This window comes from Variovorax boronicumulans NBRC 103145 (genome assembly GCF_001591345.1).
GTDB classification, from domain to species: Bacteria; Pseudomonadota; Gammaproteobacteria; order Burkholderiales; family Burkholderiaceae_C; genus Variovorax; species Variovorax boronicumulans.
Window position 1 is genome coordinate 13,225 of the sequence record NZ_BCUS01000062.1, and the last position, 23,214, is coordinate 36,438.

The following is a 23,214-nucleotide window of genomic DNA, read 5'->3' on the forward strand; positions in this document are numbered from 1 at the left end:
CCCGGCCGCGCGGCGGTCAGCACTCGACGATGTTCACGGCGAGGCCGCCGCGCGAGGTTTCCTTGTACTTGGTCTTCATGTCCGCGCCGGTCTGCATCATGGTCTGGATGACCTTGTCCAGCGACACGAAGTGCGAGCCGTCGCCGCGCAGTGCCATGCGCGCCGCGTTGATGGCCTTCACCGCGCCCATCGCGTTGCGCTCGATGCACGGGATCTGAACCAGCCCGCTGACCGGGTCGCAGGTCATGCCCAGGTTGTGCTCCATGCCGATCTCCGCGGCGTTCTCGACCTGGCCGGGCGTGCCGCCCATCACCGCGGCGAGCGCACCCGCCGCCATCGAGCAGGCGACGCCGACCTCGCCCTGGCAGCCGACCTCGGCGCCCGAGAGCGAGCCGTTCTTCTTGTAGAGGATGCCGATAGCGGCCGCGGTGAGCAGGAACTCGACCACGGCCTCGTCGCCCGCGCCGGGAAAGAAGCGCTGGTGGTAATGCAGCACTGCCGGGATCACGCCCGCCGCGCCGTTGGTGGGCGCGGTGACCACGCGCCCGCCGGCCGCGTTCTCTTCGTTGACGGCCATGGCGTACAGGTTGACCCAGTCCATCGCCGCGAGCGGGTCGGGCGCGGCCTGCGCGGTGCCGCTGCCCTGCAGCTGCCCGAACAGGTCGGCCGCGCGCCGCCGCACCTGCATGCGCCCGGGCAGGGTGCCGGTGCTCGCGCAGCCGCGGCGCACGGCGCCGGCCATCGCGTCCCACACCTGCAGCAGTTCCGATCGCACCTCGGCCTGCGGCCGCCACTGCGTTTCGTTGGCCATCATCAGCGCGGCGATCGACAGGCCCTGCGCGCGGCATTGCGCGAGCAGCTCCGCGCCGGTGTCGAAGGCGAAGGGCAGCGCGGCCGGTGCCGGGCGCTGCACGCCGGCTTCGTTGCGCACGCTCTCGCCCTGCGCATCGACGACGAAGCCGCCGCCGACCGAAAAGTAATCCGCCTCAGCCAAGGTCTGGCCCTGCGCGTCGAGCGCGATGAAGCGCAGGCCGTTCGGGTGCCGGGGCAGGCTCTTGCGCAGGAAGAGCAGGTGCTCCTTCTCGTCGAAGGCCACGGCGTGCGTGCCGAGCAGGTGCAGGCGCCGCTCGCGTCGGATGGCCGCGATGGCGGGCTCGATGGTGTCGGGGTCGATCCGGTCCGGCCGGTGGCCTGCGAGCCCGAGCAGCACGGCGCGGTCGGTGCCGTGGCCGCGGCCGGTGGCACTCAGCGAGCCGTACAGCTGCGTCACCAGCGCGGTCACCTGCGGCAGCAGGCCCCGCGATTGCAGCAGGCAGGCGAACTGCCGCGCCGCGATCATCGGCCCGACCGTGTGCGAGCTCGAAGGGCCGATGCCGATCTTGAACAGATCGAAGGCGCTGACCGGCGTCGAAGGCGCCTTCGCCGTACCCGTCACCGCGCCTTCACCGCCAGGTTCCACAGCGCCACGAGCTGCTCGTACTCCGCCGAGGCCGCTTCCTGGTCGAGCGGGAAGATCTTGATGGCGCTCAGGTCGGGCAGCGAGGTGAGCTTGGACACTGCGATGTCGCTGCGCACCGGACGGCGGAAGTTCTTCACCAGCAGCTCCTGCTGCGTCTCCTTGCTCAGCAGGCCGTTGTAGAGCGCGACGGCGGCGTCCATGTTCTTCGCGCCCTTCACGATGAACATGCCTTCGGGCGCCAGGTAGCTGCCTTCGGTGGGATAGACCAGCTTGATCTCCTTCTGGCCGCCCGCCACGTACTCCTGCGCCGCGTACTCGATGGTCAGGCCCACCGGGTACTCGCCGGCGGCCACGCCCTTGTAGGTGCTGCCCGACGAGGCGGTGACGACCGCGTTGGCCGCCAGCTTGCCCAGGCCGTCGCGGCCGAACTGCTTGAGCAGGCCATACACCAGCATGTAGGCCGTGGCGCTCTTGCTCGGGTCGGTGATGGCGAACTTGCCCTTCCACTCGGGGCGCATCAGGTCCGACCAGGTCTTGGGCGCGGGCATGCCCTTGAGCTGGCGCTCGTTGACCATCATCACCATCACGTGCACGTTGGTGCCGACCCACAGGTCGTTCGGGCCGCGGAAGGCCGCGGGCACGGCCGCGAGGTCGGGCGACTTGTAGGGCGCCATCTGGTCCTTGTAGGCGCCCAGCGTGCCGAAGCCGCCGCTCCACAGCACGTCGCCGCGCGGGTTCTTGGCCTCGGCCTGGATGCGCTTCATCAGCGTGCCGGTGCCGCCCGTGACCTGCTGCACGGTGAGCCCGGGCGTCTTCTTCTTGACCACGGCCAGCGCGGTCTCGACGGTCTCGGTGTTGTTGGACGAATAGAGCACCACCGTCTGCGCACCCGCGACGCCCGCCGTGAAGGCCAGGGTCGCGAACGCGCATTTCGCCAGGGACTTGAAGGACATGAAAACCTCGCAGGTTGAAGTGAATGGGTGGGTCATTTGCTGGAGAAGAGGTTGATGCGGAACACCTTGATCGCCACCACGATGGGCAGCAGGATCACGCTGACCAGCGCCGCGCCGTAGGCCGAGGCCAGGCCCAGGCGCCCGCCGTCGACCTGGCGGAAGATGGCGATGGGCATGGTCTCCAGGCCGCCCGTGTAGACCACGATGGAGGCCGACAGCTCCGAGATCGTGGTCACCCACATCAGGATGGCGGCCGAGATGATCGAGGCCTTCATGGCCGGCAGCAGCACCTTGAAGAAGGTCTTCAGCGGCGACACGCCCAGGCTGATCGAGGCCTCTTCGATGGAGTCCGAGATGTTGAACAGCGTCGACGACGCATTGCGCACCGCAAACGGCAGGCGGCGCACCGTGTAGCACAGCACCATGATCCCCGAGGTGCCCGCCAGCACCAGCCAGCCGGTGTTGAAGGTCTGCACCAGCGCAATGCCCAGCACCGTGCCCGAGATGGTCAGCGGCAGCACCACGATGTAGTCCAGCAGCTGCGTGAAGGGGTTGCGCTTCTTGATCGTCAGGTAGCTCACGAGCACCGCGAAGGCCACGCCCACCACGGTGGCCATCGAGGCGAACTTCAGCGAGTTGATGATCGGCTCGGGCGCGCCGCGCAGCGCGCGCTCCAGGCTCGACAGCGACCACTGGCCCCAGCGCATCACGGGCCCGCTGGTCTCGGTGAAGGCGCCCACGAAGACGATGAGCAGCGGCAGCATCGACAGCACGATGATCACGCCCACGCTGAGCGTGTAGAACACCGCCGCGCCCGAGCGCACGCGCACCACGGCGGGCGCGCGGCCCTGCGTCATCGTGTAGATCTTGCGTTCGACCACGCGCTTCTGGAAGAACAGCACGATGGCCACGATGCCGATGGACACCACCGACATCGCGCTTTGCAGCGTGGGGCTGCCGCCCATCTCGCCGACGAAGGCGTTGTACGTCATGACCGACAGCAGCGGCACGCTGCTGCCCAGCACCACCGACAGCGCGAAGTTGCCCACCACCAGCGTGAACACCACCAGCGCATTGACCAGCACCGCGGGCAGGATCACCGGCACCAGCACGCGCAGCTTGGTCACCAGCGGCGAGGTGCCCAGGCTCAGGCCGGCTTCTTCGAGCTGGCCGTCGAAGCCGCGCAGCGCGGCCAGCACGCCCAGGTAGATGTAGGTGTAGTAGACCAGCGTCATGGAGAACACCATGCCGGTCCAGCCGTAGAAGGTCGGCAGCGTGATGCCCGCGCCCGCGAGCAGGTTGGTCACCAGCCCGTTGTTGCCCAGCAGCAGCAGCCACGACTGGCCGACGATGATCTCGGGGATCACGATGGTCATGATCGGCAGCACCGCCACCAGGTTCTTCAGCGGGAAGTCGTAGCGCGCCACCATGTACGCGAAGGGCACGCCCACGGCCACGGTGCAGGCCGTGACCGACACGCCGAGCACCAGCGTGTTGCGGAACGCGAGCAGGTATTCGCTGTCCTGCAGCAAGGTGATGAAGCCGGACAGCGAGAACGCGCCCGACTCGTCGCGCACGCTGTTCACGAACAGCGTGCCCAGCGGATAGAACACGAAGAACAGCAGCAGCACGAGGCTGAGCAGGGTCAGGAAACCCCAGGGCCACCAGTTGATTTTCATGGCGTGCGTGTCCGTTCAGGCAGCGACGACGCGGCTGTCGGCCGGCACCAGCACCTGCACCGCATCGCCGGCCTGGAAGTCGGCCACCATGTTGCCGGCGTGCAGCTCGACGCGGATCTCCGACTGGTCGTGCAGCCGGATGCGGTAGGCGGTCTTGAAGCCCAGGTACTGGCGGCGCAGCACCTCGCCCGCGATGGCGTTGGGCACGTGGGGCGCGGGCGCCATCAGCGACAGCGCCTCGGGGCGCGCGATGAGGATGCCCTGCGCGCCCAGCGCGGCGCCGCCCTGCTTGCCGTCCAGTTGCTGGCCGCACAGCTGGTAGCGCACGTGCGACGCGGCCCCGCCGGCGGACTCGGCCGGCACGGGAATCACGTTGGCCGAGCCGATGAAGTCCGCCACGTAGGCGTTCACCGGCGTGCCGTACAGCTCTTCGGGCGTGCCCAGCTGCGCGATGCTGCCGCGGTCCATGATGGCGATGCGGTCGGACATGGCCAGCGCCTCTTCCTGGTCGTGCGTGACGAACACGGTGGTGATGCCGGCTTCGCGCACCAGATCGAGGATCACGTCGCGCATCTGCAGGCGCATCTTGGCGTCGAGGTTGGACAGCGGCTCGTCCATCAGCAGCACGCGCGGGCGGATCACCAGCGCGCGCGCCAGCGCCACGCGCTGGCGCTGGCCGCCGCTCATCTGCGCGGGGTAGCGGTCGGCCAGTGCGAGCAGGCTCACCTTGTCCAGCGCCTCATTGACGCGCCGGGCGATTTCGGCCTTGGGCACCTTGCGCGCGCGCAGGCCGTAGGCCACGTTGTCGAAGGCCGTCTTGTCGGGGAACAGCGCGTAGTCCTGGAACACCATGCCGATGTCGCGGTGGTGGGTGGACACGCGCGTCACGTCGTCCTTGTCGAAAAGAATGCGCCCGCCGTCGGGTTCGTTGAAGCCCGCGATGCAGCGCAGCAGGGTCGTCTTGCCGCAGCCGCTGGGGCCCAGCAGGGTGTAGAAGGCGCCATCGGGCACATGCAGCGACAGGTTCTGCAGCACCGTCTGGTTGGCGAACTGCTTCACGACGTTGTCGATGGTGATGGAAGCCATGTCTCTTGTTCAGGGTGGAAGGAAGCGCGATGCTAGGTGTGCCCCCCGCGTGCCACCAGCCGTATTTTTTAAGGCGGCCGGTTAGTTTTTCTGCAGGCTTCCCGGTCTACGATGCGCGCCGGCCTCCGACCCCGGGCGGCACGCAACCGAACACGAAAAGAACATGAGGAAGACAAGCCCGCTCGCCAAGGTACGCATGTGGTGACCCGACGCCTCCCCCCTTTGAAAGCGCTGCGCGCTTTCGAAGCGGCGGCGCGCCATGCCAACTTCACCGCGGCCGCCGACGAACTCAGCATCACGCACAGCGCCGTCAGCCAGCAGATCCGCCTGCTGGAGGACTACCTGGGCCAGCCGCTGTTCGCGCGCGAGGCCCGCGGCGCGACGCTGCTGCCCCATGCGCGCGACTACTTCGCCGAGGTGCAGGCCAGCCTGGACCGCATCGCCAGCGCCACGGCCGCGCTGAAGTCGCCCCACCAGCGCGCCAGCCTGCGCGTGTGCACCACGCCCTCGCTGGCGATGAAGTGGCTCATCCCGCGGCTGGCCGGCTTCCAGGCCCTGGCGCCGCAGACCGACGTGCAGCTGTCGACCCTGGGCCGGCAGTTCTTCGACCAGGCCGAGGCCGGCAGCGACGTGCTGATCCGCCGCATTCCCATGCAGCGCCCCGACCACACCTGCGTGCGCTGCCTGGACGACCACCTCGTGGCCGTGGCGTCGCCGCGCTTCATCGAGCGCCACCGCATCGCCAGCATGGCCGACTGCCTGGGCCACCCGTTGCTGCAGGCCGCCGGCGAAGTGGAGAACTGGCCGCGCTGGTTCGAGTTGGCCGGCGTGCGCGTGCCGCCCCAGCTGCCCGGCCCCGTGTTCGACCACCAGTTTCTTTGCATGCAGGCCGCCATGAACGACCTGGGGCTCGCGCTGGCGCCCTGGTGCCTGCTCGAGGAAGACATCCGCGCCGACCGGCTGCGCCTGGTGTTTCCCGAACCGCGCCTGCCCGCCTCGGGCGTCTACGCGCTGTACCGCACCGAAGGGCCGGTGGCCGCGCTGGCACGGCAGTTCGTCGACTGGCTCGGCACGCAGCACTGGAACGCGGGAAGCCCCACCCCATGACCACCACGCTCACTCTTCCTCCCCTGCGGCTGTCGGACTTCAAGCTGATCGCCTTCGACATGGACTCGACGCTGATCGACATCGAGACGGTCGACGAGATCGCCGACATCGCGGGCTGCGGCCCCGAGGTCGCGGCCATCACCGAGGCCACGATGCGCGGCGAGATCACCGACTACAAGGACAGCCTGCGCCGGCGCGTGGCCCTGCTGCGCGGCGTGCCGCTGTCGGCGCTGCAGGCCGTGTACGACCAGCGCCTGCACCTGAACCCCGGCGCCGAGACGCTGATCGCCGCGTGCAAGCAAGCAGGCCTGCGCGTCGTGTTGCTGAGCGGCGGCTTCACCTTCTTCACCGACCGGCTGCGCGAGCGGCTGCAGCTGGACGACACGCGCTCCAACGTGCTGGAGATCGAAGACGGCCGGCTCACCGGGCGCATGCTGCCCCAGCCCTGGGGCGACATCTGCGACGGCGAGGCCAAGAAGGACAAGCTGCTCGAATGCTGCCGCGCGATGGACATATCGCCGGCCCGGGCCATCGCCGTGGGCGACGGCGCGAACGACCTGCCGATGATGCGCGCGGCGGGGCTGTCGGTGGCCTACCACGCCAAGCCGATGGTGCGCGAGGCGGCCATGCTGGCGATCGACGAGGGCGGGCTCGACCGGCTGCTCGACCTGCTCAAGCCTTGAGGTATTCGGCCTTGGTGCCGAGCCAGCGATCGATGTGGCGTTGCGCCAGCTCGGGGTGCTTCTGCAGCATCACCGGCGCGAGCTCGCGCGCCCAGTCGAGCAGCAGCGTGTCGGTCGCGAGGTCGGCAAAGCGCAGCAGCGGCGCGCCCGACTGGCGCGCGCCGAGGAACTCGCCGGGGCCGCGAATCTCGAGGTCGCGCCGCGCGATCTCGAAACCGTCGCCGGTCTCGGCCATCGCCTTGAGCCGCGCGCGCGCCGCCTCGCCGACGCGGCCGCTGTCGCCCGGCGCATAGAGCAGCACGCAGGCCGAGGCCGCCGCGCCGCGCCCCACGCGCCCGCGCAGTTGGTGCAGCTGCGACAGGCCGAAGCGCTCGGCATGCTCGATCACCATCAGCGAGGCGTTGGGCACATCGACGCCCACTTCGATCACCGTCGTGCTCACCAGCACCTGGATCTCGTTCGCGGTGAAGGCGGCCATCACCGCCTGTTTCTCGGCCGTGGGCATGCGCGAATGCAGCAGGCCGACATTGATGTGTTCGCCCAGCGTGCCGGCGAGTTCGTCGCGCGTCTCGGTGGCGTTGCGCAGGTCGACCGCCTCGCTCTCTTCGATCAGCGGGCAGACCCAGTAGACCTGCCGGCCTTGTGAAATCTGCGCCTGGATGCGGTCGATGACCTCGTCGCGCCGGTGGTCGGCCACCAGCTTGGTGACGATGGGCGTGCGGCCCGGCGGCAGCTCGTCGAGCGTCGACACATCGAGGTCGGCGTAGTAGCTCATCGCGAGCGTGCGCGGGATGGGCGTGGCGCTCATCATCAGCAGGTGCGGTTCCAGATGACCACCGGCCTTGCCGCGCAATGCAAGGCGCTGCGCGACGCCGAAGCGGTGCTGCTCGTCGATGATGGCCAGCGCCAGGTTCTTGAAGCGCACCTTCTCCGAGATGACCGCGTGCGTGCCGATGACCAGCGCGGCCTCGCCGCTCTCGACGGCGGCCGACATCTCGTCGCGTTCCTTCTTCTTCTGGCTGCCCGTGAGCCAGGCCACGCGCAGGCCGCGCTCGGCCAGCAGCGGATCGAGCCAGCCGACCAGCTTGCCGAAGTGCTGGGCCGCGAGGATTTCGGTGGGTGCCATGAGCGCGCACTGGAAACCCGCGTCGATGCAGCGCGCCGCGGCCAGCGCCGCGACCACGGTCTTGCCCGAGCCCACGTCGCCCTGCAGCAGGCGGTGCATCGGAATCTGGCGGTGCAGGTCGGCCGTGATCTCCTCGCCCACGCGCTGCTGCGCGCCGGTGAGGCCGAAGGGCAGCACGGCGAGCAACTGCGCATGCAGCGAGCTCGCCGCCGCGTCAGTGGACGCAGGCAGCACCGGCGCACGCTGCGCCGCGCGCTCCAGCCGCGCCTGCAGCTGCGAGAGCTGCTGCGCCAGCAGCTCCTCGGCCTTGATGCGCTGCCACGCCGGGTGGCTGTGGTCTTCGAGCGCGGCGATCGACACGTCGGGCGTCGGGTAGTGCAGGAAGCTCAGCGCGCTGCGCAGGTCCCACGCGCCGCGCAGGCCGATCTGCACTGGAATGGTCTCGTCGAGCAGCGCGCGCGCCAGGCCCGAGCGCACCTCGCGCCGCAGCACCGGCTGCGCGAGCCCGGCCACGGTCGAGTACACCGGCGTGAGCGCGTTGGGCAGCGCCGTGCCGGCCGCCTTGACGGTCGGGTGCATGATCTGGCGCCCCACGAAGCCGCCGCGCATCTCGCCGCGCACGCGCACCTTCGCGCCCACCGCCAACTGCTTTTGCTGCGACGGATAGAAGTTGAAGAAACGCAGCTGGCAGGTGTCGCTGCCGTCGTCGATGGTGGCGATGAGCTGGCGGCGCGGGCGGAACACCACCTCGCACTCGGTGACCACGCCCTCGACCTGCGCCATGTCGCCGTCGCGCGTGTCGGCCAGGCGCACGATGCGGGTCTCGTCCTCGTAGCGCATCGGCAGGTAGAGCGCGAAGTCGATGTCGCGCACGAGGCCGAGCTTGCGCAGCGCGCGCTGCACGAGGCTCAGGCCGGTGCCGGGCGGTTGCGCCGGCGCGGCGGGGGGAGTCGGTTCTTTCTTGGCGGGCACGGACAAGGCTTCTAGCGTGGACGGCAAAGGTCCGTCAAGGCGCTGCGGGCATCGGGGAACATGAACTGGAAGCCGGTGCGCAGCAGCTGCACCGGCACCACGCGCTGGCCTTCGAGCAGCAGGTCGGCCTGCTCGCCGAGCAGCAGCTTCACGGGCGCGGCGGGCGTGGGCATCCAGCAGGGGCGGTGCAGCACGCCGGCGGCGACGCGGGTGAAGGCCTCCTGGCTCACTGCACCCGGTGCGGTGACGTTGAAGGCCTGCGCGGCGACAGGGTCGGTGGCGGACTCCGTCATCGTCCACACATGCGCGATGGCGCGGATCAGGTCATGCACATGCACCCACGACAGCCACTGCCGCCCGCTGCCCAGGCGCCCGCCCATGCCCAGTTGCACCGGCATCAGCAGCTGCGGCAGCGAGCCCTGGTGGCCCAGCACGAAGCCGAAGCGCAGGCAGGCCACGCGAACGCCGTGCGCCACGGCCGCGTGCGCCGCCTGCTCCCAGCGCTGGCACAGCGTCGACATGAAGATGCTCTGCGGCGGCGCGTCTTCGGTGAGCTCGGTGGCGTCGCCCTGCGGCTGCACGCCGTAGTAGCCGATGGCCGAGCCCGAGAGCAGCAGCCGTGGCTTGCTTGGACGCGCGGCGATCCATGCGACGAGCTGCTGCGTCAGGCCTTCGCGGCTTCGCAGCAGCTGCTGCTGGCGCCGCGCGCTCCAGCGCTGGCCGAGGATGCGCGCGCCCGCGAGGTTGACGACCACGTCGATGGCGTCCGCGGCGGGAATCTGGTCGAGCGACTGCACGCAGCGCACCGCGCCACCGAAGCCCCAGGCGGCACCGCGCGCGTCGCGCGTCCACACCGTCACCGCATGGTCGTCGGCCAGCAGGTGGCGCACGAGGATCTGGCCGATGAAGCCGGTGCCGCCCGTCACCAGCACTTGCTGCGGCTTCGTGCCGAAGTGCACCGGGGCCTCGACGGCGCGCACCTGCGCCTGCTTCTGCTGCTTGAACAGCGCGCGCGCCGCGAAGCCGTCGCGCAGGCCCGAGATACCGACACCCACGCCGCACAACGCCAGGAAGGCGCTGAGCCAGCCGTGCGGCTGCCACACCATCGCCGTCGGTTGCGCTGCCCAGCCGACCGCGCTCATCGCCAGCAGCGCGATGAACGCGCCGGCGTTGATGGCCAGCACCGTGTGCGTCACGCGCTCGGTGGGCGGCAGCAGGCGGCTGCCGTCTTCGACCACGAAGTCCCACAGCGTGAGCACGATCTCGATGCCGAACACCACGAGCAGCACCCACGCCCACGCGCCATGCCAGGCCCACGCCGACAGCCCGAGAAACAGCGCGCAGTAGATCGACGAGCGCGTGGCGTGGATCGCCAGCTCGCGCCCCGCCGTGCCGCGGCGCGGCAGCGCCTCGGTGCCTTCGTGGTGGTAGAGCGTGTCGAAGGCGCCCAGCGCGCCTTGCGCCGCCATGAGCTGCAGGGCCAGCAGGTGCGTGTCGATCATGCGGACACCGCCTGCGGCTCCGGCACTTCCTCGAACACGCCGACCTGCGTGAAGGTGGTGCCCATGAGGCAGTGGCGGATCTCGATGCGGATGTTGAAGCGCTCGGGCGTCTCGTTGTGGTGCCACAGGAAGGTCTTGCCCGGCGTGAACAGGCCCGGCAGCGGGATGCGCCAGCCGAACACCTCCCAGAAATAGCCGTCGCTCTGGAAATGCAGGCTGCCGTTGGCTTCCACGCTCAGCACCAGCTTCATGCCCAGCCCCATGCCCACGTACTCCAGCACCTCGCCGCGTTCGCTCTCGCGCATGAAGCTGGTGAACTGGATCGGCTTGCGGCCGTGCAAGCGGTAGATGCGCTGCTTGTAGATGGCCGGGTCGTCGGGCCGGGCGTAGACCTGGATCTCGACCGGGAAGTGGCTGTCGCTGTAGGGGATCAGCGCACCCTGGATCATCGGCTGCGTGAGGTGCCCCAGCAGCTTGCCGAAGCGCGAGCAGCGCAGCTCGCTGAGTGCGCCCAGGTAGTGCAGCGCCTTGCCCGGCAGGGGGTTCTTGTCGAAGCGCCGGCGGATGTCGGGGTGCAGCCCCATCCAGGCGCCGCCCAGGATCTTCTTGAAGAGCTCGCCTTCGGAAGGAGGGGCTGGGGACGGCGTGACGCGCGCGACGGAAGAATCGACCATGCGTCGATTCTGCCTCGGCAACCCCCGGCGGCGCCCGTGATTCCGGGCCATGGGACAATCGCCGCTCTCCGCCTTTTTCTCTTCCCATGCCTCCTTGGCACGGGCCCGTCCGGCCCTCAAGCACCATGCGCGCCTTCACGCTTTCCGATTTCGATTTCCATCTGCCGCCCGAGCTGGTGGCACAACACCCGGCCACCGAACGCACCGCCTCCCGTCTGCTCGACGGCACAGGCCCCGCCCCGGCCGACCGCATCTTCAAGGAACTGCCCTCGCTGCTGCGCGCGAGCGACCTGCTGGTCTTCAACGACACGCGCGTGGTCAAGGCGCGCCTGTTCGGCGAGAAGCCGACCGGCGGCAAGCTCGAGCTGCTGGTCGAGCGCGTGCTGCAGGGCCACGAGGTCGTGGCGCACATGAAGGTCAGCAAGAAGCCGCCCGTGGGCACCACGCTCGAGATGGTGGGCGGCTTTCGCGCCACGCTGCTGGGCCGCTGGCCCGAGGAAGACGGCGCGCTGTTCCGCTTCGGCTTCGAGAGCGACGCCGGCGAAGACCCGTACGCGCTGATGCAGCGCTGCGGCCACGTGCCACTGCCGCCCTACATCACGCACACCGATTCGGCCGACGACGAGAGCCGCTACCAGACCGTGTTCGCGCGCGTGCCCGGCGCCGTGGCCGCGCCCACGGCCGCATTGCACTTCGACGAAGGCCTGCTGGCCGAACTCGAAGCGCGCGGCGTGCAGCGCGCCAACGTCACGCTGCACGTGGGCGCCGGCACCTTCCAGCCGGTGAAGACCGAGAACATCGCCGAACACACGATGCACGCCGAGCGCTACGAAGTGCCCGAGGCCACGCAGCGCGCCATTGCCGAATGCAAGGCACGCGGCGGGCGCGTGGTTGCCGTGGGCACGACCACCGTGCGCACGCTCGAGTCGTGGGCAAAAAGCGGCGAGGCCACGGGCGACACGCGCATCTTCATCACGCCGGGCTTCGCCTTCGCGCATGTCGACGTGCTGGTGACCAACTTCCATTTGCCCAAGAGCACGCTGATGATGCTGGTCTCGGCCTTCGCGGGCTACGAGCGCGTGATGGCGCTGTATGCCCACGCCATCGCCAACGGCTACCGCTTCTTCAGCTACGGCGATGCCATGCTGCTCGCACGCACCCAGGACTGAACGACATCATGCTGAACTTCGAACTCCTCAAGACCGACCCCGACAGCCACGCGCGCCGCGCCACGCTCACGCTCAACCACGGCAAGGTCCAGACGCCGATCTTCATGCCGGTGGGCACCTACGGCACCGTCAAGGGCGTGATGCCGCGCAGCCTCGAAGAGATGGGCGCGCAGATCATCCTGGGCAACACCTTCCACCTGTGGATGCGCCCGGGGCTGGACGTGATGGCGAGCTTCGGCGGGCTGCACCAGTTCGAGAAATGGGACAAGCCCATCCTCACCGACTCGGGCGGCTTCCAGGTGTGGTCGCTGGGCGCGATGCGCAAGATCAGCGAAGAGGGCGTGAAGTTCGCGTCGCCCGTCAACGGCGACAAACTGTTCCTCACGCCCGAGGTCTCGATGCAGATCCAGACCATCCTGAACAGCGACATCGTGATGCAGTTCGACGAGTGCACGCCCTACGACACCAAAGGGCACATCACGACCGAGGCCGAGGCGCGCGTCTCGATGGAGCTGAGCCTGCGCTGGGCCAAGCGCTGCCAGGCGGAGTTCACGCGCCTTTCGAACCCGAACGCGCTGTTCGGCATCGTGCAGGGCGGCATGTTCGAGAACCTGCGCGAAGAGTCGCTGGCGGCGCTGGTCGACATGGACTTCCCCGGCTACGCCATCGGCGGCGTGAGCGTGGGCGAGCCCAAGGAAGAGATGCTGCACATCATGGGCCACACGCCGCACCGGCTGCCCGCGAACAAGCCGCGCTACCTGATGGGCGTGGGCACGCCCGAGGACCTGGTGCAGGGCGTGGCCGACGGCGTCGACATGTTCGACTGCGTGATGCCCACGCGCAATGCGCGCAACGGCACGATGTTCACGCGCTTCGGCGACCTGAAGATGCGCAACGCGCGCCACAAGAGCGACCCGCAGCCGGTCGACCCGAGCTGCACCTGCCACGCCTGCGCGGGCACCTCGGGCGTGAGCTGGAACGACGGCGGGCGCGAAGGCTTCAGCCGCGCCTACCTGCACCACCTGGACCGCTGCGGCGAAATGCTCGGCCCGATGCTGTGCACCATCCACAACCTGCACTACTACCTGAACCTGATGACGGAGATCCGCGCGGCGCTCGACGCGGGCACCTTCACGGCGTTCCGCGCGCAGTTCAAGGCCGACCGCGCACGCGGCGTCTAGGACTTTGCGGCGCCCGGCGGCCTGATGGCCAGCGGCGTCGCGTAGGGTTCGATGCGCAGCAGCTCGTTCCTGAAGACCACGATCTGCCTGAGCGGCGCCTGCACCAGGGCTCCGCTCGCGTCCTTGTGCGAGGCGTACTGCCAGAGCGTGAGCTGGCCCTTCTCGGCCAGCATGGCGGCCAGCCGCTGCACGGGCGGTGCCGTGCCGGCGCCCAGCTGGGCCGCCTCGATGCCCACCACGATGTCGTCGCGCGGCGAGACCACCTTGAAGAGCAGCACGGGCGCTGGTGCCTGCGCCTGTGCGCGGACGTGCCGCGCCGCGAAGGCGGCCGGAAGAAGCGCAAGACAGAGGACGAAGCGGCGGTTGAAGGAGCTCATGGGCCGAAGCGTATGCCTGCCACGGCGCCCTGCCCACAAGCCGGAAGCCATACGCCGGGTGGAGGCCCGGCCGGCACCAGAGACGCCGTCATCCGGTACGCTTGCCCTGTCTTCACTGCGGTTGTCCTCCCCCTCATGACCAACGCCTCCCCACCCACGGCCTATACCGCCCGCTACCCCTCGCTGGCCGGCCGCACCGTGTTCATCTCGGGCGGCGCCAGCGGCATCGGCGAATCGCTGGTGCGGGCTTTTCATGCCCAAGGCGCGAAGGTCGGCTTCTGCGACCTCGACACCGCGGCCGGCGATGCGCTCGCCGCGCAGCTGCAGGGCGCGCACCCCGCGCTGTTCGTGCCCTGCGACGTGACCGACACGGCCGCGCTCGCCGCCGCCATCGACGCGGTGCGCCAGCGCTTCGGGCCGGTGTCGGTGCTGCTGAACAACGCGGCCAACGACCGCCGCCACGAGATGGCCGACGTGACCAGCGAGGACTTCGACCGCCTCGTGGCCGTGAACATCAAGCACCAGTTCTTTGCCGCGCAGGCCGTGGCCGAGGACATGCGCGCGTTGGGCGGCGGCTCGATCGTCAACTTCGGCTCGATCAGCTGGCTCATGAAGGGCCGCGGCTACCCGGTCTACCAGGCCTGCAAGGCGGGCGTGATCGGCCTCACGCGCTCGCTGGCGCGCGACCTGGGCAAGCAGAACATCCGGGTCAACACGATCATGCCGGGCTGGGTGATGACCGAGCGGCAGATCAAGCTGTGGGTGAAGCCCGAATCCGCCGCGGAGATCGATGCGGCGCAATGCCTGCCGGGCCGCGTGATGGCGGAAGACATCGCCGCGATGGCACTGTTCCTCGCGGCCGACGATTCGCGCATGTGCACCGCGCAGGACTACGTGGTGGACGCAGGCTGGACCTGAAGCGCTTCAACGGTCGCCCCAAGCAAAAAGCCCGGCATGCCGGGCTTTTTGCTGCGTGGGTGGCGGGACGATCAGTCGCGCAGTTCGGCCGGCAGCGTGCCGCCATTGGCGGCGATGCGAGTCATCACCTGCTTGTGCAGGCCGATGTTCCATTCGGCCGAACCCGGTTCGCCGTTGCTGTAGAGGATTTCGCTGGCCAGTTCCTTGCGCGCGGCGAGGCTGCTGTCCAGGCCCAGCAACTTGAGCAGATCGACGATCGAGGTGCGCCAGTTCAGGCCGGCGGCACCCGGCATCGCGTCCAGGACGGCGGGCACGTCGCCCAGCGGGATCGCAGGCGGCGGTGCGGCAGCGGCCGGTGCGCCGGGTGCAGCCGCCGGCGGTGCGGCGACGACTTCAGCGGCGTTGGCCGACGGGAAAATCTTGGAAAAAATCTTGCCGAAAATGCTCATGGGTGTGCTCCGTCAATGTGAATGGGAAAACCCGCGGCACGGCGTTGCGTGACGCAGCCCGGGGTTGTAGCACGACCGTGCGGCGCTTTCGCTACGTGGCCGGCTGAACCGGTGCGCCCGGCGTGACCGATTGCGCAGTGCCGGTCACAGGTGTATGCGGTGCCTGCACAGTGGCCGAGGTTCCGCAGGCGTGGCAGAACTTGGAGAACGCGCTCTTGCGCGTGCTGCAGTGGCCGCAGTGGTCGAACAGGCCGATGCCGCAGTGCGGGCAGAAGTCGATCTCGTTGTTCTTCAGGTCGACCGGCCGCTCGCAGCCGGGGCACACGCTCTTGGCCAGGCGGGCCAGCGCGGTGTCGTAGCTGAGCTCTTCGCGGCGCACCTGGTCGGGCTGCTGCTCGGCGAGCTTCTGTCGCGCCAGGTAGCGGTTGAGCGCCACGATGGCGTAGCGCCCCACCAGCACGGTGAGCACGATGCCCACCACGTAGCGCACGTAGCCGCCGTAGCTCGGCAGGTAGGGCACCAGCTCGACGAAGAAGGCAAACAGCGCAAAGAAGATGAAGCCCCACACGAAGGGCCAGTAGGTGCTCTTGCGCTTCTTCACGAACAGCCAGCCGGCCACCAGCAGCAGCGGCAGGGTCAGCGCGAGCCGGTAGCCGAACACGCGCAGTTCGACGCGGCGGTACTCGGCGTCCAGGCGCTGCTGTGCGTCGTGCTCCAGCACGCCCAATGCCGCGCGCGCACGCTGCTCGGCCTGGCGCGCATCGAGCGCGATCTGGCGCTGCGCGTCGGCCTTGCGCTGCGCCGCGTCTTCCTTCTGCTTGAAGGCGTCGAGCGCCTTGGTGCGCGCGATGAGCTCGGTGTCCTGGTCGGGCTGCGCGGTGGCGCGGCGCGTGGCGATCCAGTTGCCGAAGGTCTCGCGCGCGTTGGCGCTGGCCTGCTGCGCCGTGTTGAGCTGCAGCTGTGCCTGGTCGAGGTCGCGCGCGGCCTGCAGCTCGGCGGCCTCCGAGGCCTTGATGGTGGCGCGCAGCGGCTCGGCCGCGGGCTTGTCGATGAAGTCGTCGAGCACGCGCACGCGCTCGACCTGCGGCAGGTCGCCCACGATCGTGCTGCCCAGCCCGATCAGGAAGCTCGCGAACACGAACGCCACCAGCCACAGGCCGCGGCGGAACCACTTCTCGGACAGGCGCAGGGATTTGCTCATGGTCTTTCCTTCTTTCTTTTCTTCGTTGCGTCGCTTCGCTCAGAAGGTGTGAATGAATCCGGCGTGGCCGAGCAGCCCGCCCAGGCACGTCCCCTCAAGGCGCAAAGCGCAGCCATAGCTCGGGCTATGGCGAGCATTTGCAACGCCGAGGGGGCGTGTCTGGGCGGGATGAGCGGACATGGCGGGTTCGTTCACACCTTCTCAGAGCTTGAGTGTGACCGGCGCCGCGCCTAAGCCCGCACGCGGCAGCCAGGCGAACACCGAGTCGACGGTCACGGTCTCGATGCGGTCCGAAAACCGCTTCTCGTTCGGATGATCGTCGAAAGCGATGTTGGCCGAGCCCACGCGCCCACCCAGGCGGGTCAGCGGGCCGAGGTTCAGCGTGGTGGGCTCGTAGCCCTTGAACTGCAGCCAGGCCTGCGCCTGCGCGCGGGTGCCGATGGTGGCGGGCTCCATCGCGGCGGCCAGGGTCTCGATGGCCCACTGGTTCGACTGCTGGTACTTCTGGCCCCAGGCGTAACTCACGATGCTGTAGGGCGCCACGTTCAGGCGCACGAGGCGCGCATCGGGCTCGCGCAGCGCGGCCATCAGCTGCGCCTGCACCGCCGGCGTGGGCACGGACCAGGCGGCCTCGTAGCGCCACAGGTCGTCGAGGAAGAACTCGCCCAGCCCCTGCCGGTAGACCGCGGCCACCGCGGTGCCGCAGTGGTTGAGCTTGTGCACCACACGCCACGGGCCTTCGTCGGTCTTGTAGGCGATGCCCAGGTGCGAGTAGCGCAAGCCGTACTTGCTCAGGTCCTGCCCGGCGCGCGCCAGGATGACCACGCGCGCGCCACTCGCATCGAGCTGCTGCGAGGTGCGCTCGGCCAGCTGCATGCCCTTGACGATCAGCGCCGGCGTCGGCCTGACCTGTTCGCACGAGCGGCCGGCGTTCGCCTGCAGCGGCAGCACCGCAGCGATGGCGAACGCCAGCAGCAGCGCGGGGCGCAAGGCGGGTTTCACGACAGTCTTTCGTTGTGAAGCAGTGCGCGGCCGACCGCGTTGGGCACGAAGGCCAGCACCTCGCCAGCAGCCGAGAGCACGACGCCCGTGCCGATCACGCTGACGACCACGGCCGTGCCGGCGGCCGCCGACACGCCACGGGTGGCGCGCCCCATCACCTTGACGCTGGCGCGGGCGCCGTCCGAGGCGCGTTCGAGCAGGTAGACGGTGCCGTCGACCGAGGCCTCGACCGCGATCACGGTGAGCACCGAGCCGCCCACCGACAGCGCCGCGGGCACGGCGACCACCGCAGTGGCCGAGGCACCGACGACCGACGCAGCACCGACCACCGAGGCCACGGGCAGCAGCGACAGCGCGGCCGAGGCCTCGCTCTGGGCCCGTGCGGGCAGCGGCGTCGCGACACCCGCGAACGCGGCGCAGGCGGCAAAGGCCAGGGCGGCCATCGAGCGCGCCAGGGCGGTCCTGCGCGAAGCCGGCAGGCCGCGCTGGGTGATCGAAACGGTGGAGGATGGGAGGGGTTGCATGAAGGCCTCGCGGCGCAGTGAAGGTGAGCGAATGATGGTTCGCCTTCACGCCGCGGGGCTCGAATACTTCAACCAGTTGCGATCCTGGCGTCCCGCAGTATCCCGAAGAGATACTTTGGGGCGCACGCCTCAGGAGGCCAGCAGGCCGGCCACGCGCTGGCGCAGCGTCTCGGGCTGCACTTCCTGCGGCGCCACGGGGTGGCCGACGCGCAGGCCCACGCGGCTGAAGAAGCCGCGACGGAAAGGCTTGGCCATGGCGACCTGCTGGCCGCCGCGCAGCTCGATGCGGCTGAAGTACGAGCCCCAGAGGTTGGTCAGCGCCATCGGGACCACGGGCGGTTCGATGCCTTCGGCGCGCGCGCCCTCGAGGATCTTCATCACGCCGCCCTTGAAGGGCTGCAGCTCGCCGTCGCGCGTGATCGCACCTTCGGGGAAGATGCCCAGCAGGTCGCCCGCGCGCAGCACGCCGATGGCCTTGGCAAAGGCCGCCTCGTACGCGGCCGGGTCTTCCTTCTGCGGCGCGATCGGGATGGCCTTGGCCAGCTTGAACAGCCAGCCGAGCACCGGCACCTTGAAGATGCGGTGGTCCATGATGAAGCGGATGGGGCGCGGGCTCGCGGCCATCAGCAGCACCGCGTCGATGAAGCTCACGTGGTTGCACACCAGCACGGCGGCGCCCTCGGTGGGAATGTGCTGGTCGTCCTTGATGTCGAAGCGGTACACGAAGCGCGACAGCACCCAGGCCACGAAGCGCAGCAGGTACTCGGGCACCAGCATGAAGATGTAGAACGCCACCACCGCGTTGGCGATGCCGGTGAACAGGAAGATCTGCGGGATGGTGAAGCCCGCGCCCAGCAGCGCACCCGCCAGCACCGAGCTGCCGATCATGAAAAGCGCGTTCAGGATGTTGTTCGCCGCGATGATCCGCGCGCGGTGCGTGGGCTGGCTGCGCAGCTGGATCAGCGCGTACATCGGCACGCTGTACAGGCCCGCGAAGAGCGACAGCAGCCCCAGGTCGGCCATCACGCGCCAGTGCGCCGGCTGCTGCATGAAGGCGCCCAGGCCCATGCCCGTCACCGGGGGCAGCGCGCGCGAGGCAAAGTACAGGTCGATGGCGAACACGCTCATGCCGATGGCGCCCAGCGGCACCAGGCCGATCTCGACCTGCCGGCGGCTCAGCGTCTCGCACAGCAGCGAGCCCACGCCGATGCCCACCGAGAACACCACCAAGAGCAGCGAGGCCACCTGCTCGTCGCCGTGCAGCACTTCCTTCGCGAAGCTGGGGAACTGGCTCAGGAACACCGCGCCGAAGAACCACATCCACGAGATGCCCAGCAGCGAGCGGAACACCACGATGTTCTCGCGCGCCAGCATCAGGTTGCGCCAGGTTTCGCTGAAGGGGTTCCAGTTGATGACTAGGCTGGGATCGGTGGCCGGCGCGGGCGGAATGGCCTGCGCCACGCCGCGCCCCACCAGCGCCAGCAGCAGGCAGGCCACGGCCACCGTGGTGTGGCCGATCTGCGGCATCGCCACCAGCAGCCCGCCCGCCACCTGGCCCAGCAGGATGGCGACGAAGGTGCCCATCTCAACCATGCCGTTGCCGCCCGTGAGCTCGCGCGAATCGAGCACCTGTGGCAGGTAGGCGAACTTGACCGGCCCGAACAGCGTGGAATGCAGCCCCATGAGGAACACGCAGCCCAGCAGCACCACCGCGTCGGCGCGCACGAAGCCCCAGGCGGCGATCACCATGATCGCGATCTCGAGGTTCTTGACGAAGCGGATCATCTTCGTCTTGTCGAACTTGTCGGTCAGCTGCCCGGCCGTGGCCGAGAACAGCAGGAAGGGCAGGATGAACAGCGCACCGATCACCAGCCCCGCCATGGCCGGCGGCATCCAGCTCAGTTGCAGCTGGTAGGTCACCATGACGGTGAAGGCGAACTTGAAGAGGTTGTCGTTCGCGGCCCCCGCGAACTGGGTCCAGAAGAAGGGCGCGAAGCGCCGCTGGCCGAGCAGGGCGAACTGGTTCGCGTGGGCGTTGGGCTCATGCACCACGGGCGCGGGCGCGGCGGCGGCGGGGGTTGTCATGCGATGCAATCTCCTCTTTGTCTTCTACCGCTGCGCCACGGGCGTTCCGTGGCCAAGCCGCGTCATGCCGCGATGGCGGCTGGGTCGGGATTGTGCCGCAGCAGCGTCGCGCGCCAGCCCTTTTCAAGGCGGTACAGCGCCATCAGCACAGGCAGGCCGGCCAGCGACGCCACCAGGTGCTTGAGGGTGTGGCCCGACACGAGGTGGCCGGTGGCTTCGTAGATGGCGTGATCGCCCAGTTCGAAGGCCTTGGCCACCACATAGAACGCGATCACCCAGCCCAGCTTGAGCCCGACGGCGCCGCGCATCGGCGTGGCCAGCGCCAGCGTGAGCACCACCGCCATGCCGCCGAACTGCACCAGCGCCCACGGCAGCACATTGCCGGTTTCCTGGCAGACCTCGGCCGCCAGCAGGCCGGCCGTGAGCACGAACCAGGCGGCCGGCCAGCCGGCGCGCTGGCTGACGCGCTCGCAGACGGCGATGCCGATCAGGCCCGCGAAGGCCACGGCCATGCCGGCGCGGTCGGCGGCCAGGCGGGGCGCGTCGGGCAGCAGGTGATAGAAGGCCGAGCCGGCGGCGGTGGCGATCAGGCCGGCGAAGAACAGCCAGGCGCAGTCCAGCGTGTTGTCGGGCGGGTCGTTGGCGGGCGGCGCCAGCGGGAACCCGGCCAGCGCCTCCTGGTGCGAGCGGTCGATGCGGTTGAGCCGGTACAGCCCCAAGCAGCCGATGGCCAGGAACGGCAGGTTGCTCAGCACGTCCATCGCGTTGGGCAGATGAAACAGCGGCCGGTTGTCGGCGAACACGGAGGCGATCGCCACGTCGGCGGCCGGCAGCGCCGGGCCGAAGAAGGCGATCAGCAAGAGCAGCGCGAAGGTGAACAACAGTCCGCGTTCGCGGCGTGTCAGGGTGGGCAGAAGCATGGCGTTCCTCGGTGGGGTGGTGGCTGGCGGGTGGAATCTAGTTGCCAGCCCTCCCCCAGGCATCGAGAATCGATACGAGGCACTATTTCACTCCCTTCGGTATCCTTTTTCTATACCTTCAACCCGTACCCTCCCTTCATGAGCACCACCGTCGACCTGGTCCAGGCCCTCAAGAACGAACTCAAAAGCGCCCGCATGACGTATGCCGACCTGGCCCGGTCGCTGGACATGGCGGAGTCCAGCGTCAAGCGCATGCTGGCCAAGAGCGACATGCCGCTGTCGCGCGTCGATGCGATCTGCCGCGCCCTGAAGATCGATTTCGCCGAGCTGGCGCGGCGCGTGGCCGACGCCCAGCCGCTGCTGAAGGAGCTGACCCACGAGCAGGAAAAGGCCGTGGTCAAGGACAAGAAGCTGCTGCTGGTGGCGATCAGCGTGCTGAGCCAGTGGACGCTGGAGCAGATCGTGTCGTCGTACCGGATCACCGAGGCCGAGTGCATCGGCTGCCTGGCGCAGCTGGACCGCATCGGCATCATCGAGCTGCGCCCGCTCAACCGGTACCGCCTGAAGCTCGCGAAGACCTTCCGCTGGCGCCCGCACGGCCCGGTGATGGAGTTCTTCCGCGAGAACGTGGTGCTCGACTACTACAAGGGCGGTTTCGACGGCCCGGCCGAGGGCCTGCTGCTGGTGCACGGCTCGATCAGCCGGTCGCTGGCGCCCGCCTTCATGGAGCGGCTGCAGCGCGTGGCGCAAGACTTTGCGCAGCAGCACCAGACCGACCAGAAGCTGTCGGCCAAGGACCGCGAGGGCTACACCCTGCTGCTGGGCATGCGCAACTGGGAATTCGAACTCTTCACCCGCCTGCGGCGGAACTGAAGGCCCGTCAGGGCTTCGCTGCTTCCAATGCGTCGCGCGTGGTGCGCGCCGCGTTCTTCGCCGCGTCGGCGAAGTCTTCGCCCGACGAGGCGTAGATGATCGCCCGCGACGAGTTCACGATGATCGGCGCGTCGGCGCGCCAGCCGGCGCGCACGGTGGCGACCGCGTCGCCGCCCTGGGCACCGACGCCCGGGATCAGGAGCGGCACCGTCGGCGCGAGTTCGCGCACGCGCTCGATCTCGGCCGGGTAGGTCGCGCCCACCACGAGGCCGAGCTGGCCGTTGAGGTTCCACGGGCCCTGCGCCAGGCGGGCGACGTGCTCGTACAGGAAGGGCTGGCCCTCGACGCTGGCCAGGCGCTGGCCCTGCAGGTCGGAACCGCCGGGGTTGCTGGTGCGGCACAGCAGGAAGGCGCCCTTGCCTTCGTACTGGAGATACGGCGCGACCGAGTCGAAGCCCATGAAGGGCGACAGGGTCACGGCGTCGGCGCCGTAGCGCTCGAAGGCTTCGAGCGCGTACTGCTCGGCGGTGGAGCCGATGTCGCCGCGCTTGGCGTCCAGGATGGTGGGCACATGGGGCGCGTTGCGGCGCATGTGCTCCATCAGGCGTTCGAGCTGGTCTTCGGCGCGGTGGGCCGCGAAGTAGGCGATCTGGGGCTTGAAGGCGATGACCAGGTCGGCCGTCGCGTCGACGATGCGCGCGCAGAAGTCATAGATGCGGCTGGCGTCGCCCTTGTACGCCCCCGGGAATTTGGCTGGCTCCGGGTCGAGGCCCACGCAGAGCAACGAACCGTTGGTTTGCTGTGCAGCGGCCAGCTTGTCGAGGAAAGTCATGGGGCCCGATTTTACGGACCCCGCCCGCCGGCCTCAGGCCGAAGGGGTGACCTGCTCCGCGGCCAGGCACAGGTCGGCCCAGGCGCGGGCCTTGTCGGCCGGGTTGCGCAGCAGGTAGGCGGGGTGGTAGGTGGCCACCACCGGCACGCCGTTGGCCGACGCCAGCGGCACGGCGCGACCGCGCAGCTTGCCCAGCGGATCGCGGCTTTGCATCAGGCTCTGCGCGGCCAGCGGGCCCATCGCCAGCACGACGCACGGCGCCAGCGCCGCCGCGTGGGCGTCGAAGTCGGCGTCGATCGGCTGCGGGCTGCCGGGCTGGCCGGCGGCCACGCCGCGGTGCGTGCGCATCAGGTGCACGGGCGTGCGGCCGTCGTGCAGCTTCAGCGCGCGCAGCATGTTGTCGAGCAGGCGGCCGGCGTCGCCCGCGAAGGGCTCGCCGTGG

Annotated in this window: 22 protein-coding genes; 6 read left to right on the top strand and 16 right to left on the bottom strand. The window is 69.3% G+C overall.

Features of this window, described 5'->3' with window-relative positions; genetic code table 11:
- Positions 1-16 precede the first annotated feature (16 nt).
- Genes VBO01S_RS18295 through VBO01S_RS18310 form a run of 4 tightly spaced genes read right to left on the bottom strand, consistent with a single transcriptional unit; the run spans position 17 to position 5,177 of the window.
- A complete protein-coding gene (locus VBO01S_RS18295; RefSeq protein ID WP_062477430.1) occupies positions 17-1,435 on the bottom strand; it encodes an L-serine ammonia-lyase in 1,419 nt (472 codons plus the stop codon).
- A complete protein-coding gene (locus VBO01S_RS18300) occupies positions 1,432-2,412 on the bottom strand; it encodes an ABC transporter substrate-binding protein (RefSeq protein ID WP_062477433.1) in 981 nt (326 codons plus the stop codon). The genes VBO01S_RS18295 and VBO01S_RS18300 overlap by 4 nt, the downstream gene beginning before the upstream one ends.
- A gap of 32 nt (positions 2,413-2,444) precedes the next feature.
- Entirely contained in the window at positions 2,445-4,091 is a 1,647-nt protein-coding gene (locus tag VBO01S_RS18305; protein ID WP_062477436.1) for an ABC transporter permease, read from the bottom strand.
- Between the two features lie 15 nt (positions 4,092-4,106).
- Positions 4,107-5,177 carry an ABC transporter ATP-binding protein gene (locus VBO01S_RS18310; RefSeq protein WP_062477439.1) on the bottom strand — a complete coding sequence of 357 codons (1,071 nt, stop codon included), beginning with the start codon at positions 5,175-5,177 and terminating at the stop codon, positions 4,107-4,109.
- Between the two features lie 222 nt (positions 5,178-5,399).
- On the opposite strand from VBO01S_RS18310, the gene VBO01S_RS18315 reads away from it, so the two are divergent.
- Together VBO01S_RS18315 and serB are read left to right on the top strand one after the other, a co-directional pair.
- Positions 5,400-6,284: a LysR substrate-binding domain-containing protein gene (locus VBO01S_RS18315; protein ID WP_240531241.1), complete on the top strand. Its 885-nt coding sequence runs from the start codon at positions 5,400-5,402 to the stop codon at positions 6,282-6,284.
- The gene (gene serB, locus VBO01S_RS18320; protein ID WP_062477442.1) at positions 6,281-6,967 is read left to right on the top strand and encodes a phosphoserine phosphatase SerB; all 687 of its coding nucleotides are present in this window, start codon (positions 6,281-6,283) and stop codon (positions 6,965-6,967) included. Before VBO01S_RS18315 ends, serB begins: the two co-directional genes overlap by 4 nt.
- On the opposite strand, the gene recG is transcribed toward serB, so the two are convergent.
- From recG to VBO01S_RS18335, 3 genes are read right to left on the bottom strand one after another with little or no spacing between them, the layout of a single operon-like run.
- Positions 6,957-9,065, bottom strand: coding sequence for an ATP-dependent DNA helicase RecG (gene recG / locus VBO01S_RS18325; protein WP_370681300.1), 2,109 nt, complete (start codon positions 9,063-9,065; stop codon positions 6,957-6,959). The two genes, serB and recG, sit on opposite strands and share 11 nt — an antisense overlap.
- An 11-nt stretch (positions 9,066-9,076) precedes the next feature.
- The gene (locus VBO01S_RS18330; protein ID WP_062477446.1) at positions 9,077-10,567 is read right to left on the bottom strand and encodes a TIGR01777 family oxidoreductase; all 1,491 of its coding nucleotides are present in this window, start codon (positions 10,565-10,567) and stop codon (positions 9,077-9,079) included.
- Positions 10,564-11,241 (bottom strand): DUF4166 domain-containing protein, encoded by a 678-nt coding sequence (locus tag VBO01S_RS18335; protein ID WP_062477450.1) that lies wholly within the window; start codon positions 11,239-11,241, stop codon positions 10,564-10,566. Before VBO01S_RS18335 ends, VBO01S_RS18330 begins: the two co-directional genes overlap by 4 nt.
- Before the next feature lie 125 nt (positions 11,242-11,366).
- Between VBO01S_RS18335 and queA the strand changes: the two genes are divergently transcribed.
- Together queA and tgt are read left to right on the top strand one after the other, a co-directional pair.
- On the top strand, positions 11,367-12,410 hold the full coding sequence (gene queA / locus VBO01S_RS18340; protein WP_062477454.1) for a tRNA preQ1(34) S-adenosylmethionine ribosyltransferase-isomerase QueA: 1,044 nt from the start codon (positions 11,367-11,369) through the stop codon (positions 12,408-12,410).
- A gap of 8 nt (positions 12,411-12,418) precedes the next feature.
- Positions 12,419-13,591: a tRNA guanosine(34) transglycosylase Tgt gene (gene tgt, locus VBO01S_RS18345; RefSeq protein WP_062477456.1), complete on the top strand. Its 1,173-nt coding sequence runs from the start codon at positions 12,419-12,421 to the stop codon at positions 13,589-13,591.
- Here tgt and VBO01S_RS18350 read toward each other — a convergent pair.
- Positions 13,588-13,968 (bottom strand): hypothetical protein, encoded by a 381-nt coding sequence (locus tag VBO01S_RS18350; protein ID WP_062477458.1) that lies wholly within the window; start codon positions 13,966-13,968, stop codon positions 13,588-13,590. The genes tgt and VBO01S_RS18350 overlap by 4 nt on opposite strands.
- A gap of 135 nt (positions 13,969-14,103) precedes the next feature.
- Here VBO01S_RS18350 and VBO01S_RS18355 point away from each other — a divergent pair, with 135 nt between their 5' ends.
- Positions 14,104-14,886: an SDR family NAD(P)-dependent oxidoreductase gene (locus VBO01S_RS18355; protein WP_062477460.1), complete on the top strand. Its 783-nt coding sequence runs from the start codon at positions 14,104-14,106 to the stop codon at positions 14,884-14,886.
- A 71-nt stretch (positions 14,887-14,957) separates the two neighbouring features.
- On the opposite strand, the gene VBO01S_RS18360 is transcribed toward VBO01S_RS18355, so the two are convergent.
- From VBO01S_RS18360 to VBO01S_RS18385, 6 genes are all read right to left on the bottom strand, one after another.
- Positions 14,958-15,335: a DUF3597 domain-containing protein gene (locus VBO01S_RS18360; protein ID WP_056516779.1), complete on the bottom strand. Its 378-nt coding sequence runs from the start codon at positions 15,333-15,335 to the stop codon at positions 14,958-14,960.
- 91 nt (positions 15,336-15,426) lie between these two features.
- Positions 15,427-16,536 carry a serine endopeptidase gene (locus VBO01S_RS18365; RefSeq protein ID WP_062477463.1) on the bottom strand — a complete coding sequence of 370 codons (1,110 nt, stop codon included), beginning with the start codon at positions 16,534-16,536 and terminating at the stop codon, positions 15,427-15,429.
- A 201-nt stretch (positions 16,537-16,737) separates the two neighbouring features.
- Complete coding sequence (locus VBO01S_RS18370) at positions 16,738-17,538, bottom strand: DUF2145 domain-containing protein (RefSeq protein ID WP_062477466.1); 801 nt, start codon at positions 17,536-17,538, stop codon at positions 16,738-16,740.
- Positions 17,535-17,981, bottom strand: coding sequence for a hypothetical protein (locus VBO01S_RS18375; RefSeq protein WP_062477469.1), 447 nt, complete (start codon positions 17,979-17,981; stop codon positions 17,535-17,537). Before VBO01S_RS18375 ends, VBO01S_RS18370 begins: the two co-directional genes overlap by 4 nt.
- Positions 17,982-18,191: 210 nt before the next feature.
- Complete coding sequence (locus VBO01S_RS18380; protein WP_062477472.1) at positions 18,192-20,147, bottom strand: MFS transporter; 1,956 nt, start codon at positions 20,145-20,147, stop codon at positions 18,192-18,194.
- A gap of 62 nt (positions 20,148-20,209) precedes the next feature.
- Positions 20,210-21,067, bottom strand: coding sequence for a hypothetical protein (locus tag VBO01S_RS18385; protein WP_062477475.1), 858 nt, complete (start codon positions 21,065-21,067; stop codon positions 20,210-20,212).
- A 138-nt stretch (positions 21,068-21,205) separates the two neighbouring features.
- Between VBO01S_RS18385 and VBO01S_RS18390 the strand changes: the two genes are divergently transcribed.
- The gene (locus tag VBO01S_RS18390) at positions 21,206-21,940 is read left to right on the top strand and encodes a helix-turn-helix domain-containing protein (RefSeq protein ID WP_062477478.1); all 735 of its coding nucleotides are present in this window, start codon (positions 21,206-21,208) and stop codon (positions 21,938-21,940) included.
- Positions 21,941-21,947: 7 nt separating this feature from the next.
- Here the strand turns inward: VBO01S_RS18390 and pyrF are convergent, their stop codons facing one another.
- Positions 21,948-22,772, bottom strand: coding sequence for an orotidine-5'-phosphate decarboxylase (gene pyrF / locus VBO01S_RS18395; protein ID WP_062477481.1), 825 nt, complete (start codon positions 22,770-22,772; stop codon positions 21,948-21,950).
- Between the two features lie 33 nt (positions 22,773-22,805).
- Positions 22,806-23,214, bottom strand: a 409-nt coding sequence (locus tag VBO01S_RS18400; protein WP_303621481.1) for a uracil-DNA glycosylase family protein, incomplete at its 5' end; no start/stop codon positions are given.

Bases quoted from the DNA above. Each gene is read 5' to 3' on its own strand.
- VBO01S_RS18300 (WP_062477433.1), bottom strand. From the start codon at position 2,412: ATGTCCTTCAAGTCCCTGGCGAAATGCGCGTTCGCGACCCTGGCCTTC.
- VBO01S_RS18305 (WP_062477436.1), bottom strand. From the start codon at position 4,091: ATGAAAATCAACTGGTGGCCCTGGGGTTTCCTGACCCTGCTCAGCCTC.
- VBO01S_RS18310 (WP_062477439.1), bottom strand. From the start codon at position 5,177: ATGGCTTCCATCACCATCGACAACGTCGTGAAGCAGTTCGCCAACCAG.
- serB (WP_062477442.1), top strand. From the start codon at position 6,281: ATGACCACCACGCTCACTCTTCCTCCCCTGCGGCTGTCGGACTTCAAG.
- VBO01S_RS18330 (WP_062477446.1), bottom strand. From the start codon at position 10,567: ATGATCGACACGCACCTGCTGGCCCTGCAGCTCATGGCGGCGCAAGGC.
- VBO01S_RS18335 (WP_062477450.1), bottom strand. From the start codon at position 11,241: ATGGTCGATTCTTCCGTCGCGCGCGTCACGCCGTCCCCAGCCCCTCCT.
- queA (WP_062477454.1), top strand. From the start codon at position 11,367: ATGCGCGCCTTCACGCTTTCCGATTTCGATTTCCATCTGCCGCCCGAG.
- tgt (WP_062477456.1), top strand. From the start codon at position 12,419: ATGCTGAACTTCGAACTCCTCAAGACCGACCCCGACAGCCACGCGCGC.
- VBO01S_RS18350 (WP_062477458.1), bottom strand. From the start codon at position 13,968: ATGAGCTCCTTCAACCGCCGCTTCGTCCTCTGTCTTGCGCTTCTTCCG.
- VBO01S_RS18355 (WP_062477460.1), top strand. From the start codon at position 14,104: ATGACCAACGCCTCCCCACCCACGGCCTATACCGCCCGCTACCCCTCG.
- VBO01S_RS18360 (WP_056516779.1), bottom strand. From the start codon at position 15,335: ATGAGCATTTTCGGCAAGATTTTTTCCAAGATTTTCCCGTCGGCCAAC.
- VBO01S_RS18365 (WP_062477463.1), bottom strand. From the start codon at position 16,536: ATGAGCAAATCCCTGCGCCTGTCCGAGAAGTGGTTCCGCCGCGGCCTG.
- VBO01S_RS18375 (WP_062477469.1), bottom strand. From the start codon at position 17,981: ATGGCCGCCCTGGCCTTTGCCGCCTGCGCCGCGTTCGCGGGTGTCGCG.
- VBO01S_RS18380 (WP_062477472.1), bottom strand. From the start codon at position 20,147: ATGACAACCCCCGCCGCCGCCGCGCCCGCGCCCGTGGTGCATGAGCCC.
- VBO01S_RS18385 (WP_062477475.1), bottom strand. From the start codon at position 21,067: ATGCTTCTGCCCACCCTGACACGCCGCGAACGCGGACTGTTGTTCACC.
- VBO01S_RS18390 (WP_062477478.1), top strand. From the start codon at position 21,206: ATGAGCACCACCGTCGACCTGGTCCAGGCCCTCAAGAACGAACTCAAA.
- pyrF (WP_062477481.1), bottom strand. From the start codon at position 22,772: ATGACTTTCCTCGACAAGCTGGCCGCTGCACAGCAAACCAACGGTTCG.